The organism is Streptomyces sp. NPDC031554 (assembly GCF_055580685.1).
The window spans coordinates 269,415-283,936 of record NZ_JBVIKX010000006.1 but is presented as its reverse complement, the minus strand read 5'-3'; the positions used below and the strand labels follow the sequence as shown (position 1 = coordinate 283,936).

Here is a 14,522-nt window from a genome sequence, read left to right as displayed (position 1 = left end):
GGACACCGTCCGGCGCACCCCGCTCCGCACATCGATCGGACGAGTCGTACACTGGTCGGTCCACTGCAGGCCGGTTCCCCCGGGGGAACCGGCCTGCTCGTCCCTCGAGGAGGTACGTGGATGACCAGCACGGTCCCCGCGCTCGGAACCCGCACGGCCGAAGGCTCGGCCCTTCAGGCGGTGCTCCTGGACATGGACGGCACCCTGGTGGACACCGAGGGGTTCTGGTGGGACGTCGAGGCCGAGGTCTTCGCCGGGCTCGGCCACACCCTCGACGAGTCCTGGCGCCATGTCGTCGTCGGCGGCCCCATGAGCCGCAGTGCCGGATTCCTGATCGAGGCGACCGGCGCCGACATCACCCTCGCCGAACTCAGCGTCCTGCTCAACGAGGGCTTCGAGCGGCGCATCGGACGCGACCTGCCTCTGATGCCGGGAGCCGCCCGGCTGCTGGCCGAACTGGCGGCGCACGAGATCCCGACGGCCCTCGTCTCCGCCTCGCACCGGCGCATCATCGACCGCGTCCTGACCACGCTGGGCCCCCGGCACTTCGCGCTGACGGTGGCCGGCGACGAGGTCCCGCGCACCAAGCCGCACCCCGACCCCTATCTGTACGCCACCGCCGGCCTGGGCGTGGACCCGGGCAGATGCGCCGTCGTCGAGGACACCGCGACCGGGGTCGCCGCGGCCGAGGCGGCGGGCTGCCACGTCGTCGCCGTACCCTCCGTGGCGCCCATCGCCCCGGCCCACCGGCGCACCGTCGTCTCCTCACTGGAACAGGTCGACCTGACATTCCTGCGCGGCCTGATGCCGCTCGAATGATCGCCGAGGAGATCAACCGTGATCGCCGATGACAGAAATGCGAGAGGTGTTCACCCAGCGTGCACCGCCGATAGCGGGGAATTCGGCGCGTGCTCGCGCGGTGAATTCATCCCGCCACGGACGGCCGAATTCACCCGCACGCGACTGTCGCCGGATCTGTGAGCTTCGCCACGCCCGAAGGTCTGGACGAAGGCGTTCCGTTATGCAGTTCCCCCCTGCCCGGGGGGTGCGGGCAGGCCCTTGTGTCCCGGTTCATATGGCGCTGCACGAATCATTCCGCTGTCGGGTTTTCGGTGCGTCCACGCCCGGTTTCGCTCCGTGATGAGCTTTCGGCTCCGGCGGCTGTGAACTGTCCTGCGGGTGCGGACTAATCTCGTCGCGAGAACCTCGCCCCTACCCCCGTGATCCGCCGCAACACCCCTGCATGCCGGGTACACGGACCTGACAGCTCTGGAGAAACTCGAGCATGAACCGCAAGACTTTGGTGCTGCCGGCCGTGGCAGGTCTGCTCGCGCCCGTGCTCGCCGCCTGTGGTGGGTCCGACAGCGGCAGCGGCAGCGGCGGCGCCATCGTCGTGGGCACCACGGACCGGTTCACCGCCACCAAGGACGCCCCCGCGCCCATCGACCCGGCGTACTCCTACGACGTCGGCACCTGGAACATCCTGCGCCAGACCGTGCAGACCCTGATGATCCAGCCCAAGGGGGAGGGCGACCCCGTCCCCGAGGCCGCCGAGAGCTGCGGCTTCACCGACACCGGCAACGAGCGCTACGCCTGCAAGCTCCGCAAGGACCTGAAGTTCGCCAACGGCGACCCCGTCACCGCCGAGGCCGTCAAGTTCTCCATCGACCGCGCCCGCGCCATCAAGGCCGACTCCGGCGTCTTCGCCCTGCTGTCGACCATCGACACCGTCGAGGCGAAGGGTGACAACGAAGTCATCTTCCACCTCAACACCGCCGACGCCACCTTCCCCTTCAAGCTGTCGACCCCGGTCGCCGGCATCGTCAACCCCGACAACTACGACAAGGGCAAGCTGCGCAACGGCTTCGAGGTCGACGGCTCCGGCCCGTACACCCTCAAGGCCGAGACCGACGGCGACGAGATGACCCGCGCCGTCTTCACCAAGAACCCCGACTACAAGGGGGCCCTCGAGGTGAAGAACGACAAGGTCGAGATGGTCTCCTTCGCGGACGCCGAGGAGATGGGCAAGGCCATCGACAAGGGCGACATCGACGTGATGACCCGCACCATGTCGCCCGAGCAGATCCAGGAGCTCTCCGACGCCTCCTCCGACAGCAGTGTCGACATCGTCGAACTGGCCGGCCTCGAGATCCGCTACCTCGCCTTCAACACCACCGCCCCGACGGTGAAGGACAAGGCGGTCCGCCAGGCCATGGCCCAGATCGTCAACCGCGGCCAGCTCGTCACCGACGTGTACGGCTCCCAGGCCGAGCCCCTCTACTCGCTGGTCCCGGCTTCCGTCACCGGCCACTCCAACTCGTTCTTCAACAAGTACGGCGACCCCAACGTCGGCAAGGCCAAGAACCTGCTGTCCAAGGCCGACATCACCACCCCGGTGAAGCTGACGCTGCACTACACCACCGACCACTACGGTCCGGCCACGAAGAAGGAGTTCGAGCTGCTGAAGAAGCAGCTCGACGACAGCGGCCTGTTCGACGTCTCCATCGAGGGCACCGCCTGGGAGACCTTCGTCCCGGCCGAGCGCAAGGGCGAGTACGACGTCTGGGGCATGGGCTGGTTCCCCGACTTCGCCGACGGCGACAGCTACATCGCGCCGTTCCTCGACAAGGACAACTTCCTCAACTCGCCGTACCAGAACAGCGAGGTCATCGACAAGCTCATCCCCGAGTCCCGTCGCGAGGCCGACCGCCTGTCGGCCGGCAAGACGCTGACGGAGATTCAGGACATCGTCGCCGAGGACGTCCCCGTGCTGCCGCTGTGGCAGGGCAAGCAGTACGTCGCCTCCCGCGACGACGTCACGGGCACCGCCTACGTGCTGAACTCCTCCGCCACCCTCCAGCTGTGGGAGCTCTCCCGCGGCGTCAGCGAGTGACGGACTCCTCGTCGGGGGCCGTCCACGACGGCCCCGCGAGCACCGGCACGGCGCGGAGGAACCGCACCTGAGCACGCGCGACCGGTGGCCGGTCCCGCCCGTCGTGGCGGGGCCGGCCACCGGCCTGCCGGACGCCGCGGGACGGCCGCACCACCGGTGACGCCCCCGGCCGAGAGGCCCGCACGGACGCGGGGGGGCGCCCCTTGTCAGGAAGGGGCGCCCCCCCGCGTCCGTGCGTCCCGGGACCGGCGCTACTGCGCCCCGGGACGCACCAGACCGCTCTCGTAGGCGTACACCGCGGCCTGCACCCGGTCGCGCAGGCCCAGCTTGGTCAGCACATGCCCGACGTGCGTCTTCACGGTCGTCTCGCTGACGAACAGGTCCGCGGCGATCTCCGCGTTCGACAGCCCCCGCGCCACCAGCTTGAGCACCTCGACCTCGCGGTCGGTGAGCGTGTGCAGCGTGTCCGGCACCGGTTCGTCGCCCGAGGGCAGATGCGTGGCGTACTTGTCGAGCAGCCGCCGGGTGATGCTCGGCGCGAGCAGCGCCTCGCCGGCCGCCACCACCCGGATCGCCTGCACCAGTTCGTTGGCCGGCGCGTCCTTGAGCAGGAACCCGCTCGCCCCGGCGCGCAGCGCCTCCACCACGTACTCGTCGAGGTCGAAGGTCGTCAGCACCAGCACCTTCGCCGGTCCGTCCCGGCCCGGCCCGGTGATCTGCCGCGTCGCCTCCACCCCGTCCATGCGGGGCATGCGGATGTCCATCAGCACCACATCGGGCTGCAGGGCCCGCACCTGGTCGAGGGCCTGGAGGCCGTCACCGGCCTCACCGACCACCGCGATGTCCTGCTCCGCCTCCAGGATCATCCGGAAGCCGGTGCGCAGCAGCGGCTGGTCGTCGACCAGTAGGACACGGATGGCCACGTGAGTCTCCTTCGGTAGTCCGGCCCCATTCTGCCCTGCGCGCCGACGCCGGACCCGGCCGCCCTCACCGACGCCCTGGGGCCTTTCGTTCGGATCGGGCCGGATCGGGGAGCGGGGTGCGGTGCCGGGGCCCGCGAGCCCGGCATGATCCGAACGAGAGGCCCTAAGCCGGAGCCGTACCCCCGTCCGCGGCCGCGGACGGAGCCCCGGCCGACCGCACCGGCAGCGGATAGGGCGGGGGAGTGCCGCCGAACTCCGGGCAGTGCGCCTGGTGGTCGCACCACCCGCACAGCTTCGTCGGACGAGGCCGCCAGTCGCCCGTCTCCGTCGCGAGCCGGATCGCCTCCCACAGCGCGAGCAGCTTGCGCTCGACCTGCTCCAGATCGGCGCGCACCGGGTCGTACGTCAGCACGTCACCGCTGCCCAGGTACACCAGCTGCAGCCGGCGGGGGACGACCTTCTTCAGCCGCCACACCACCAGCGCGTAGAACTTCATCTGGAACAGCGCGCCCTCGGCGTACTCGGGCCGGGGCGCCTTGCCCGTCTTGTAGTCGACGATCCGCACCTCGCCGGTGGGGGCCACGTCGACCCGGTCGATGATCCCGCGCAGCCTCAGCCCCGACTCCAGCTCGGTCTCCACGAACAGCTCCCGCTCGGCGGGCTCCAGCCGCGTGGGGTCCTCCAGCGTGAACCACCGCTCGACCAGCCGCTCGGCCTCGGCCAGCCAGCCGGCCATCCGCTCGCCCTCGGGATCGTCGGCGAACAGCTCCATGACCTCCGGCCGGGACTCGCGCAGCCGGTCCCACTGGCCGGGGACCAGCGACCTGGCCCGCGGCGCGGTCCGCTCCGCGGCCGGCGCGTCGAACAGCCGCTCCAGCACCGCGTGCACCAGCGTGCCCCTGGTGGCCGCCGCGCTCGGCTTCTCCGGCAGCCGGTCGATCACCCGGAACCGGTACAGCAGCGGACACTGCATGAAGTCCCCGGCACGCGACGGCGACAGCGAGGCGGGCGCCGTCGGGACGGCGGCCCTCCCACCGGCGGCCTTCCGCCCGGCGGCCCGCACCGCCGCCACGGCCGTCTCCCCGGCCGCCGCCCCCGGCGGACCCCCCACGCCGTCCCCGACGCCGGACCGGGCGACACCCTCGCTGCTGCTCTCCATGCCACAGACCTTACGGCCCGCCACCGACAGCGACCCCACACCGCCGACGCCGGGACGCCGGCGGTGAAAACACCAGGGGTGCCGGAGCCGGACGCGTCCCGGCGGACGCATACCATCGGTCCCAGACCTTCCCGCCCGGCAGGAGCGGGAGTCGCAACCAACGAGGGGACACCGTGGTGGAAAGCGGCGGGAGCGGGCGGCCGCGGCCGGGCAGCGAAGAGTCGGCCGAGCACCACGTGACACCTGCGCCCCCGGCCGCCGGCGAGGAGACCGCCGCCGAGACCGACGACACCTCCGCGCAGCGGCAGGCGGGCCCCGCGGAGGCGGCGGCGAACGAGAGGGCCCACGAGGCCCGGCAGGAGCGCGAGGACCGGCAGCGGCGGGAGACCGAGCACGCCGGGACGGACCGGCGGACGACGGGACCGGCCGCGGCGGAGCCCGCCGCGACGGGACCGGCCGCGGCGGAGCCCACCGCGACGGGACCGGCCGCGGCGGAGCCCACCGCGACCGAGCCCGCCGCGACGGACCCCGGGAGCACCCCGGACCCGGCGGACCGCCGGACCCCGGACGGCCACGACCTCCACCCCGACCGCCCCCACGCCCACGGCACCCCCGCCCTCGGCGCCGCCCCCGCCAAGGGCCGCCGCCCCCCGCGCCCCCCGGAGTCCCGCGGCGGCCTGCTGATGGGACGCCCCTTCGGCGTCCCCGTCTACGTAGCCCCCAGCTGGTTCCTGGTCGCCGCCCTGATCACCTGGGTGTTCGGCGGCCAGCTCGACCGCGTACTGCCCGAGCTGGGCGCCGCCCGCTACCTCGTCGCCCTCTTCTTCGCGGTCGCCTTCTACGCCTCCGTCCTCGTCCACGAACTGGCGCACACCGTCGCCGCCCTCCGCTTCAAACTCCCGGTCCGCCGCATCCAGCTCCAGTTCTTCGGCGGCGTCTCCGAGATCGAGAAGGAGGCCGAGACCCCCGGCCGGGAATTCGTGCTGGCCTTCGTCGGCCCCCTGCTCTCCCTGGCGCTCGCCGGCCTCTTCCACCTCGCCATGCGGACCGTGGAGCCCGGTACCGTCCCCGGCGTCCTGCTGGCCGGCCTGATGGTCTCCAACCTCATCGTGGCCGCCTTCAACCTCCTGCCGGGACTCCCGCTCGACGGCGGCCGCATGCTCCGCGCCGTCGTCTGGAAGATCACCGGCAAGCCCATGACCGGCACCGTGGCCGCCGCCTGGGTCGGCCGCGCCCTCGCCGTCTCCGTCCTGATCGGCCTCCCCCTCCTCACCCAGTCCGGGGCGCTCGGCTCCCAGGCCGAGGACAGCGTCGGCATGGACACCGTCCTGGACGCCCTGCTCGCCGCCATCCTCGCCGCCATCATCTGGACCGGCGCCGGCAACAGCCTGCGCATGGCCCGCCTGCGCGAACACCTCCCCGAACTGCGCGCCCGCAAGCTCACCCGCCGCGCGGTCCCGGTCGAGACGAACACCCCCCTCTCCGAAGCCCTGCGCCGGGCCAACGACGCGGGCGCCCGCGCCCTGGTCGTCGTCGACGCCCACGGCGAACCCCTCTCCCTGGTCCGCGAGGCCGCCATCGTCGGCGTACCCGAACATCGCCGCCCCTGGGTCGCGGTCAGCGGCCTCGCCCAGGACCTCACCGAAGGCATGCGGGTCTCCGCCGAACTCGCCGGCGAGGACCTCCTGGACGCCCTGCGCGCCACCCCCGCCACCGAATACCTGGTCGTCGAGGAGACCGGCGAGATCTACGGCGTCCTCTCCGCGGCCGACGTGGAGCGCGCCTTCGTGAAGGCCATGGCCAGGCCCTCCTAGCCACGACCCCCGTGGTCGGCGGCCCCCGCGAACCCCGGTAGGCTGTTCACATGTCCGAACCGACCGGTGCCGCCCGCAGGCGCGGGCCCTTCAAGGTCGGGGACCAGGTTCAGCTGACCGACCCCAAGGGCCGCCACTACACGTTCACGCTCGAGGCCGGGAAGAATTTCCACACCCACAAGGGTTCCTTCCCGCACGACGAACTGATCGGTGCTCCCGAGGGCAGCGTCGTCCGCACCACCGGGAACGTCGCCTACCTCGCGCTGCGCCCCCTGCTCCCCGACTACGTCCTGTCCATGCCCCGCGGCGCCGCCGTGGTCTACCCCAAGGACGCGGGGCAGATCCTCGCCTTCGCCGACATCTTCCCCGGCGCGCGCGTCGTCGAGGCCGGCGTCGGCTCCGGCTCGCTCAGCAGCTTCCTGCTGCGCGCCATCGGCGACCAGGGCATGCTGCACAGCTACGAGCGCCGCGAGGACTTCGCGGACATCGCCCGGCAGAACGTGGAACGCTACTTCGGCGGCCCGCACCCCGCCTGGCAGCTCACCGTCGGCGACCTCCAGGACAACCTCAGCGACACCGACGTCGACCGCGTCATCCTCGACATGCTCGCCCCCTGGGAATGCCTGGAGGCCGTCTCCAAGGCACTCGTCCCCGGCGGCATCCTGTGCTGCTACGTGGCCACCACCACCCAGCTCGCCCGGACCGTCGAGTCCATCCGCGAGATCGGCTCCTTCAACGAGCCGACCTCCTGGGAGACGATGATCCGCAACTGGCACGTCGAGGGCCTGGCCGTCCGCCCGGACCACCGCATGATCGGCCACACCGGCTTCCTCCTCACCGCCCGCCGCCTCGCCGACGGCGTCGAACCGCCGATGCGCCGCCGCCGCCCCGCCAAGGGCGCCTACGGCGAGGACTACACCGGCCCCAACGCCGACGGCGGCACCCGCTGACCGTCGCCCCGACACCGCACCAACGAACTCGTGCCGTGGCGCAGTTCCCGCGAACCCGCGGGAACTGCGCCACGGCACCGTCGGTTTGACACCACCCGCAGGACGCCGACCGGGAACGAGGACCCCCCTGTTCCCCGCACTGTGACGTGTGGCACGATGCAGGCCACCCCCACCGGCACAGCCCTCACAGGAGACGCTCCTCGTGCAGCAATCCGCCGTCCCGGAACTGGCGCACACTCACACCCGGCCCATCCACTGGGTCGCGACGGCCACCGCCGTCGCCGGTGTCGTCGCCCTGTCCTCGGTGCTCCAGCCCGGCCCCGCGACCGCCGCCCAGGCGAGCACCCCCGGCGCGGCCCCCGCACCCGTCACCGCGGCCGCCCCGGCCACCACCGGCGTCGACTTCCCGATCGAGTGCGGCCCGGTGAAGGCACTGGTGATGAAGAAGGCCTCCGGGGACCTCGACGGCGACGGCAGACCGGAAACGGTCGCCGCCGTCCACTGCGACGCCCCCATGGGAACCCCGCCCGACGGCGTCTACGTCCTCACCCGGGCCGCCGGCACCACGACCCCCCGGGTCGTCGCCACCCTGATCGACCCCGCGGAACGCCGTACCGTCACCGCCCTGTCCGTCGGCGACCGCACCGTCCTCGCCGACTACCTCGGCTACTCCTCGGCCGACGTGCCCAGTTGCTGCCCGGACGTCGAGGAGAGCGCCGAGTGGCGATGGCGGGACCACGCCTTCGTCCGCTCGACACCCGCCGCCAGCCACAGCGTCTGAACCCGGCCACCGGCCGCCGTGAGGAACCGGACAGCCGTCACCCTCGGTACGGAACCGCTCACCCGGCGTCCGGGCCGTGGACCTCGACCCCGTCCGAAACCCTCCGCACATGGATGCATTCGCCCGGGCACTCCCGCACCGAATCCACCACGTCCGTCAACAACGGCAGCGGAACCGGCACCGTGGCACCCTTGTCCTGCACCAGTTCGTCGTCCGGGGTCTTGACGTACGCCAGACCGTCGATGTCCAGCTCGAACACCTCCGGCGCGTACTGCGCGCAGATGCCGTCACCGGTGCAGAGATCCTGGTCGATCCAGACCTCCAGCGCCTCGCCACCGACACCGGCCTCCTGCTGTACGCCCATATCTCCTGCCGATTTTTCTGCCGAGCCGTACGGGAACGATGCAGGCTCTGACGGGTGTTGAACACCTCGACCCTACCTCCGGCGGCTTTCCCTTCGTGTTCCGTGGGTATTCCCCTGGCGTGAGGGAGAGCGCAAGGGTGAAGATCGGACACACCCCGACAGTCTTTGTGATCTAGGGGTTTCAATCGACACCCACCCAGGTAGGGTCTGGAAGCGTCCAGCTCCCCTTGGAGGAGGTGAGGACCGTGGCAGCCCACGACGACGACATGAACCGCGGCATCCGCCCGGGACGAGGGTCCGACGACCCCGCCGGACAGATTGCCTACCTTGAGCAGGAGATCGCCGTCCTGCGACGCAAGCTCGCCGACTCTCCGCGACACACGAGGATTCTCGAAGAGCGGATCGTCGAGCTGCAGACCAACCTGGCCGGCGTGTCCGCCCAGAACGAGCGACTGGCCAGCACCCTCCGCGAGGCCCGCGACCAGATCGTGGCCCTCAAGGAGGAAGTCGACCGGCTCGCACAGCCGCCGGCCGGCTTCGGTGTCTTCCTTCAGGCGAACGAGGACGGCACCGCCGACATCTTCACCGGAGGCCGCAAACTCCGGGTGAACGTCAGCCCCGGCGTCGAACTCGAAGAGCTCCGGCGCGGCCAGGAGCTGATGCTCAACGAAGCACTCAACGTGGTCGAGGCCATGGAGTACGAGAGCGTCGGCGACATCGTCACCCTCAAGGAGATCCTCGAGGACGGCCAGCGCGCCCTGGTCGTCGGCCACACCGACGAAGAGCGGGTGGTCAGGCTCGCCGAGCCCCTGCTGGACACCGTCATCCGGCCCGGCGACGCCCTGCTGCTCGAACCCCGCTCCGGATACGTCTACGAGGTCGTCCCCAAGAGCGAGGTCGAAGAACTCGTCCTCGAAGAGGTCCCGGACATCGGGTACGAGCAGATCGGCGGCCTCGGCGGCCAGATCGAGGCCATCCGCGACGCGGTCGAGCTGCCCTACCTCTACCCGGACCTCTTCCGCGAGCACGAGCTGCGGCCGCCCAAGGGCGTCCTGCTCTACGGCCCCCCCGGATGCGGCAAGACGCTCATCGCCAAGGCCGTCGCCAACTCGCTGGCCAAGAAGGTCGCCGAGGTCACCGGCCAGGCCGCCGGCAAGAGCTTCTTCCTCAACATCAAGGGCCCCGAACTGCTCAACAAGTACGTCGGCGAGACCGAGCGGCAGATCCGCCTCGTCTTCCAGCGCGCTCGCGAGAAGGCCAGCGAGGGCACCCCCGTCATCGTCTTCTTCGACGAGATGGAATCCCTCTTCCGCACCCGCGGCTCCGGCGTCAGCTCCGACGTGGAGAACACCATCGTCCCGCAGCTGCTCGCCGAGATCGACGGCGTGGAAGGCCTGCAGAACGTGGTCGTGATCGGCGCCTCCAACCGCGAGGACATGATCGACCCGGCCATCCTGCGCCCCGGCCGGCTCGACGTGAAGATCAAGATCGAACGTCCGGACGCCGAAGCGGCCAAGGACATCTTCGGCAAGTACCTCACCGAACGCCTCCCGCTCCACTCCGACGACCTCGGCGAACACGCCGGCGACCGGACCACCACCGTCGAAAGCATGATCCAGACGGCAGTGGAACACATGTACGCCGAATCCGAGGAGAACCGCTTCCTGGAAGTCACCTACGCCAACGGCGACAAGGAAGTCCTCTACTTCAAGGACTTCAACTCCGGCGCCATGATCGAGAACATCGTGGGCCGAGCCAAGAAAATGGCGATCAAGGACTTCCTGGAGAAGAGCCAGAAAGGCCTCCGCGTCTCCCACCTCCTCCAGGCCTGCGTGGACGAGTTCAAGGAGAACGAGGACCTCCCCAACACCACCAACCCCGACGACTGGGCCCGCATCTCCGGAAAGAAGGGCGAGCGGATCGTCTACATCCGCACCCTGATCACCGGAAAGCAAGGCTCCGACACCGGCCGCTCCATCGACACGGTGGCGAACACCGGACAGTACCTGTAAAAACAGGGCGGCTGCGGGTGCCCTCCCCGGGCACCCGCAGCCGACTGCTTTTCGGGCCACGGCTGGAGCAGGCAATGACGCAAATGATCTCCCCACCAGCACAGAGGCGTTCTAGGCTCATCCGTACCGCCGGGCGCAGTGCGGGGACGGGCACCGCACACGCACCGGAGCACCACCGGTATCTGAGCGGCGCCCACGACCGAGGGTGCCGCCGGGCAAGGAGGGCCGCATGACCGTACGGCGAGTAATGGGCATCGAGACGGAGTACGGCATCTCCGTCCCCGGCCACCCCAACGCCAATGCCATGCTCACCTCGTCCCAGATCGTCAACGCCTACGCGGCGGCGATGCACCGGGCCCGCCGGGCCCGCTGGGACTTCGAGGAGGAGAACCCGCTGCGCGACGCACGAGGCTTCGACCTCGCCCGCGAAGCCGCCGACTCCACCCAGCTCACCGACGAGGACATCGGCCTCGCCAACGTCATCCTCACCAACGGCGCCCGCCTCTACGTCGACCACGCCCACCCCGAATACAGCTCGCCCGAGGTCACCAACCCGCGCGACGCCGTCCTGTGGGACAAGGCCGGCGAACGCATCATGGCCGAGGCCGCCGAACGGGCCGCGGCCCTCCCGGGCGCCCAGCCCATCCACCTCTACAAGAACAACACCGACAACAAGGGCGCCTCCTACGGCACGCACGAGAACTACCTGATGAAGCGGGAGACCGCCTTCTCCGACATCGTGCGCCACCTCACCCCCTTCTTCGTCTCCCGCCAGGTCTTCGCCGGAGCCGGCCGCGTCGGCATCGGCCAGGACGGCCACGAACACGGCTTCCAGCTCAGCCAGCGCGCCGACTACTTCGAGGTCGAGGTCGGCCTCGAGACCACGCTCAAACGCCCCATCATCAACACCCGCGACGAGCCCCACGCCGACGCCGAGAAGTACCGCCGCCTCCACGTGATCATCGGGGACGCCAACCTCTCGGAGATCTCCACCTACCTCAAGCTCGGCACCACGGCCCTGGTCCTGTCGATGATCGAGGACGGCTTCATCGCCGTCGACCTCGCCGTCGACCAGCCCGTCCGCACCCTCCACCACGTCTCGCACGACCCCACCCTCAAACGCCTGATCACCCTGCGCAGCGGCCGCACGCTCACCGCGGTCCAGCTGCAGATGGAGTACTTCGAACTGTCACGCAAGTACGTGGAGGAGCGCTACGGGGCGGACGCCGACGACCAGACCAAGGACGTCCTGGCACGCTGGGAGGACACCCTCACCCGCCTGGAGAACGACCCCATGAGCCTCGCCGGCGAACTGGACTGGGTCGCCAAGCGCGAACTGATGGAGGGCTACCGACGCCGCGACGGCCTGGACTGGGACGCCGCCCGCCTCCACCTGGTCGACCTCCAGTACGCCGACGTAAGGCCCGAGAAAGGCCTCTACAACCGCCTGGTCGCCCGCGGACGCGTCAAGCGGCTCCTGGACGAGACCGAGGTCCAGCGGGCCGTGGGCAAGCCCCCGGAGGACACCCGCGCCTACTTCCGCGGCCGCTGTCTGGAGCAGTACGCCGACGACGTGGCGGCGGCCTCCTGGGACTCGGTCATCTTCGACCTGCCGGGCCGCGACAGCCTCCAGCGGGTTCCAACCCTGGAACCGCTTCGCGGAACGCGAAATCACGTCAAGGCGCTCCTGGACCGCTGCCGCACCGCGGAAGACCTGGTCAGGGTCTTGTCCGGGCACTGAACGGGTACCCGGCCGGACCCGGGCGCGAGGGTGGAAACCCCCGCGCCCGGGAATCATCGAGATGGACCCCGTACGTTGTGGCAACTGCGGGGCCGATGTCGGACCCGGCTTGTAGGGTCTGATCATCACCGATCGGCAGGAATGCCGACCTGTCGACCATGTCGGGCGAACTGAGCGGGGTGAGGGTTATGGCGACCAAGGACACCGGCGGCGGCCAGCAGAAGGCGACGCGCTCCACCGAGGAGACCGAGGAGCAGGCGGCGGAGACGCAGGCCTCGGACGACCTCAAGGAACGTCAGGAGAAGCTGAGCGACGACGTGGACTCGGTTCTTGACGAAATTGACGATGTACTCGAGGAGAATGCCGAGGACTTCGTTCGAAGTTTCGTTCAGAAGGGTGGCGAATAGCCTTCGATTCGAAGGTTTCGGGGGCGCTGGGCTTGTTAACAGAAGAGAGCGGGAAGCGTTGCTCGCGGTGCAAGAAATCGAAGCCGCGAGCAGCCTTCGCCAGTAACGCGGCGGCCCGAGACGGGTTGCAGGCCTACTGCCGGGAGTGCTGGTCGGCTTATCACCAGGCCCGACAGCTGGCGAAGGGAAGGAACGTGCGGCCGCGGGTGGAGACGCCGGAGGGTCACAAGTTCTGCCGCAGCTGTGAAGAGATCAAGCCGCACGGTGAGTGGCACCGCAACGCAACGGCTTCTGACGGCCTCGCCACCTGTTGCAAAACATGCAAAGCCGCCAAAGGAAGGCGGGGGCACCTGAAGCGCCGGTACGGCATGACCGAAGCCGAGCGTGACGCGCTGGTCGCTTCGCAGAAGGGGCTTTGCGTCATCTGCCTCAAGGCTCCGGCCGTACATGTGGATCACTGCCACAAGACGGGTAGGGTCCGTGGCGTACTGTGCTTCAACTGCAATTCGGCCATCGGCAAGTTGGGAGACGACCCCGACGCTGTTCGTCGGGCAGCCGCCTACCTGGAGGGAACTTCGTGGAAGCCAACACTCGTAGCACCGGGCGTCTACCAGCTGCCTTCCTGACGCCTGGGTCCTCGTCCTTCATGGACTTTCTCTCCGACCACCAGCCGGAGCTGCTGCCCGGCAACCGGCAACTCCCCGCGATGCAGGGCGTGATCGAGGCGCCGCACGGCACGACGATCGTGGCCGTGACCTTCCCCGGTGGTGTGGTGCTCGCCGGTGACCGTCGCGCGACCATGGGCAACGTGATCGCGCAGCGCGACATCGAGAAGGTCTTCCCGGCGGACGAGTACTCGGCCGTCGGTATCGCGGGCACCGCCGGTCTGGCGGTCGAGATGGTCAAGCTCTTCCAGCTGGAGCTGGAGCACTTCGAGAAGGTCGAGGGCGCCCAGCTGTCGCTGGAGGGCAAGGCGAACCGGTTGTCGACGATGATCCGCTCCAACCTCGGCATGGCCATGCAGGGTCTGGCCGTGGTGCCGCTCTTCGCCGGGTTCGACGTGGACCGCGGCAAGGGCCGGATCTTCTCCTACGACGTCACCGGCGGCCGTTCCGAGGAGCACCACTTCGCGGCGACCGGGTCGGGTTCGGTCTTCGCGCGCGGTGCCATGAAGAAGCTCTACCGGCACGACCTGAGCGAGGAGGAGACCACGACGCTCGTGGTCCAGGCCCTCTACGACGCGGCAGACGACGACTCGGCGACCGGTGGTCCCGATGTCGCCCGCCGGATCTACCCCATCGTCACCGTGATCACCGACGACGGTTTCCGCCGGCTCTCCGACGACGAGTCCTCCGAGATCGCCCGCTCGGTGCTGGCCCGCCGTCTCGAGCAGCCGGACGGTCCCCGGGCCGCGCTGCTGTAGCGGGCCGGGTTCGTGGCGAGGTGATCGAGTGACTTCCACAGAAAGGGACGGATAA

General features: G+C 69.9%; 13 protein-coding genes. 10 read left to right on the top strand and 3 right to left on the bottom strand.

Annotated elements, in window-relative coordinates; genetic code table 11:
* The first annotated feature begins 120 nt into the window (after positions 1 to 120).
* Positions 121 to 819 carry an HAD family hydrolase gene (locus tag ACZ5FU_RS18610; RefSeq protein WP_451527894.1) on the top strand — a complete coding sequence of 233 codons (699 nt, stop codon included), beginning with the start codon at positions 121 to 123 and terminating at the stop codon, positions 817 to 819.
* Between the two features lie 466 nt (positions 820 to 1,285).
* Positions 1,286 to 2,893 (top strand): ABC transporter substrate-binding protein, encoded by a 1,608-nt coding sequence (locus tag ACZ5FU_RS18605; RefSeq protein ID WP_451527895.1) that lies wholly within the window; start codon positions 1,286 to 1,288, stop codon positions 2,891 to 2,893.
* Between the two features lie 251 nt (positions 2,894 to 3,144).
* Here ACZ5FU_RS18605 and ACZ5FU_RS18600 read toward each other — a convergent pair whose 3' ends face one another.
* Together ACZ5FU_RS18600 and ACZ5FU_RS18595 are read right to left on the bottom strand one after the other, a co-directional pair.
* The gene (locus ACZ5FU_RS18600; RefSeq protein WP_037670515.1) at positions 3,145 to 3,816 is read right to left on the bottom strand and encodes a response regulator; all 672 of its coding nucleotides are present in this window, start codon (positions 3,814 to 3,816) and stop codon (positions 3,145 to 3,147) included.
* A gap of 163 nt (positions 3,817 to 3,979) precedes the next feature.
* Positions 3,980 to 4,975, bottom strand: a complete 996-nt coding sequence (locus tag ACZ5FU_RS18595) for a RecB family exonuclease (RefSeq protein ID WP_451527896.1) — start codon at positions 4,973 to 4,975, stop codon at positions 3,980 to 3,982.
* 173 nt (positions 4,976 to 5,148) lie between these two features.
* Here ACZ5FU_RS18595 and ACZ5FU_RS18590 point away from each other — a divergent pair, with 173 nt between their 5' ends.
* From ACZ5FU_RS18590 to ACZ5FU_RS18580, 3 genes are all read left to right on the top strand, one after another.
* On the top strand, positions 5,149 to 6,789 hold the full coding sequence (locus ACZ5FU_RS18590) for a site-2 protease family protein (protein ID WP_469045550.1): 1,641 nt from the start codon (positions 5,149 to 5,151) through the stop codon (positions 6,787 to 6,789).
* Positions 6,790 to 6,839: 50 nt separating this feature from the next.
* Positions 6,840 to 7,739: a tRNA (adenine-N1)-methyltransferase gene (locus ACZ5FU_RS18585; RefSeq protein ID WP_451527898.1), complete on the top strand. Its 900-nt coding sequence runs from the start codon at positions 6,840 to 6,842 to the stop codon at positions 7,737 to 7,739.
* 202 nt (positions 7,740 to 7,941) lie between these two features.
* Complete coding sequence (locus tag ACZ5FU_RS18580) at positions 7,942 to 8,520, top strand: hypothetical protein (RefSeq protein ID WP_451781339.1); 579 nt, start codon at positions 7,942 to 7,944, stop codon at positions 8,518 to 8,520.
* Positions 8,521 to 8,578: 58 nt separating this feature from the next.
* Here ACZ5FU_RS18580 and ACZ5FU_RS18575 read toward each other — a convergent pair whose 3' ends face one another.
* Positions 8,579 to 8,884 carry a ferredoxin gene (locus ACZ5FU_RS18575; protein ID WP_451527900.1) on the bottom strand — a complete coding sequence of 102 codons (306 nt, stop codon included), beginning with the start codon at positions 8,882 to 8,884 and terminating at the stop codon, positions 8,579 to 8,581.
* A gap of 245 nt (positions 8,885 to 9,129) precedes the next feature.
* Here ACZ5FU_RS18575 and arc point away from each other — a divergent pair, with 245 nt between their 5' ends.
* From arc to prcB, 5 genes are all read left to right on the top strand, one after another.
* The gene (gene arc / locus ACZ5FU_RS18570) at positions 9,130 to 10,896 is read left to right on the top strand and encodes a proteasome ATPase (RefSeq protein ID WP_451527901.1); all 1,767 of its coding nucleotides are present in this window, start codon (positions 9,130 to 9,132) and stop codon (positions 10,894 to 10,896) included.
* A 229-nt stretch (positions 10,897 to 11,125) separates the two neighbouring features.
* Complete coding sequence (gene dop / locus ACZ5FU_RS18565) at positions 11,126 to 12,637, top strand: depupylase/deamidase Dop (protein ID WP_451527902.1); 1,512 nt, start codon at positions 11,126 to 11,128, stop codon at positions 12,635 to 12,637.
* A gap of 188 nt (positions 12,638 to 12,825) precedes the next feature.
* Positions 12,826 to 13,044, top strand: coding sequence for a ubiquitin-like protein Pup (locus ACZ5FU_RS18560; RefSeq protein ID WP_363089217.1), 219 nt, complete (start codon positions 12,826 to 12,828; stop codon positions 13,042 to 13,044).
* A 32-nt stretch (positions 13,045 to 13,076) separates the two neighbouring features.
* Complete coding sequence (locus ACZ5FU_RS18555; RefSeq protein ID WP_451781336.1) at positions 13,077 to 13,670, top strand: endonuclease VII domain-containing protein; 594 nt, start codon at positions 13,077 to 13,079, stop codon at positions 13,668 to 13,670.
* On the top strand, positions 13,622 to 14,467 hold the full coding sequence (prcB, locus tag ACZ5FU_RS18550) for a proteasome subunit beta (RefSeq protein WP_451527904.1): 846 nt from the start codon (positions 13,622 to 13,624) through the stop codon (positions 14,465 to 14,467). Before ACZ5FU_RS18555 ends, prcB begins: the two co-directional genes overlap by 49 nt.
* The last annotated feature ends 55 nt before the right edge of the window (positions 14,468 to 14,522 follow it).

Coding starts and splice junctions, on each gene's coding strand:
- ACZ5FU_RS18605 (WP_451527895.1), top strand. CDS start 1,286: ATGAACCGCAAGACTTTGGTGCTGCCGGCCGTGGCAGGTCTGCTCGCG.
- ACZ5FU_RS18585 (WP_451527898.1), top strand. CDS start 6,840: ATGTCCGAACCGACCGGTGCCGCCCGCAGGCGCGGGCCCTTCAAGGTC.
- ACZ5FU_RS18610 (WP_451527894.1), top strand. CDS start 121: ATGACCAGCACGGTCCCCGCGCTCGGAACCCGCACGGCCGAAGGCTCG.
- dop (WP_451527902.1), top strand. CDS start 11,126: ATGACCGTACGGCGAGTAATGGGCATCGAGACGGAGTACGGCATCTCC.
- ACZ5FU_RS18595 (WP_451527896.1), bottom strand. CDS start 4,975: ATGGAGAGCAGCAGCGAGGGTGTCGCCCGGTCCGGCGTCGGGGACGGC.
- ACZ5FU_RS18575 (WP_451527900.1), bottom strand. CDS start 8,884: ATGGGCGTACAGCAGGAGGCCGGTGTCGGTGGCGAGGCGCTGGAGGTC.
- ACZ5FU_RS18560 (WP_363089217.1), top strand. CDS start 12,826: ATGGCGACCAAGGACACCGGCGGCGGCCAGCAGAAGGCGACGCGCTCC.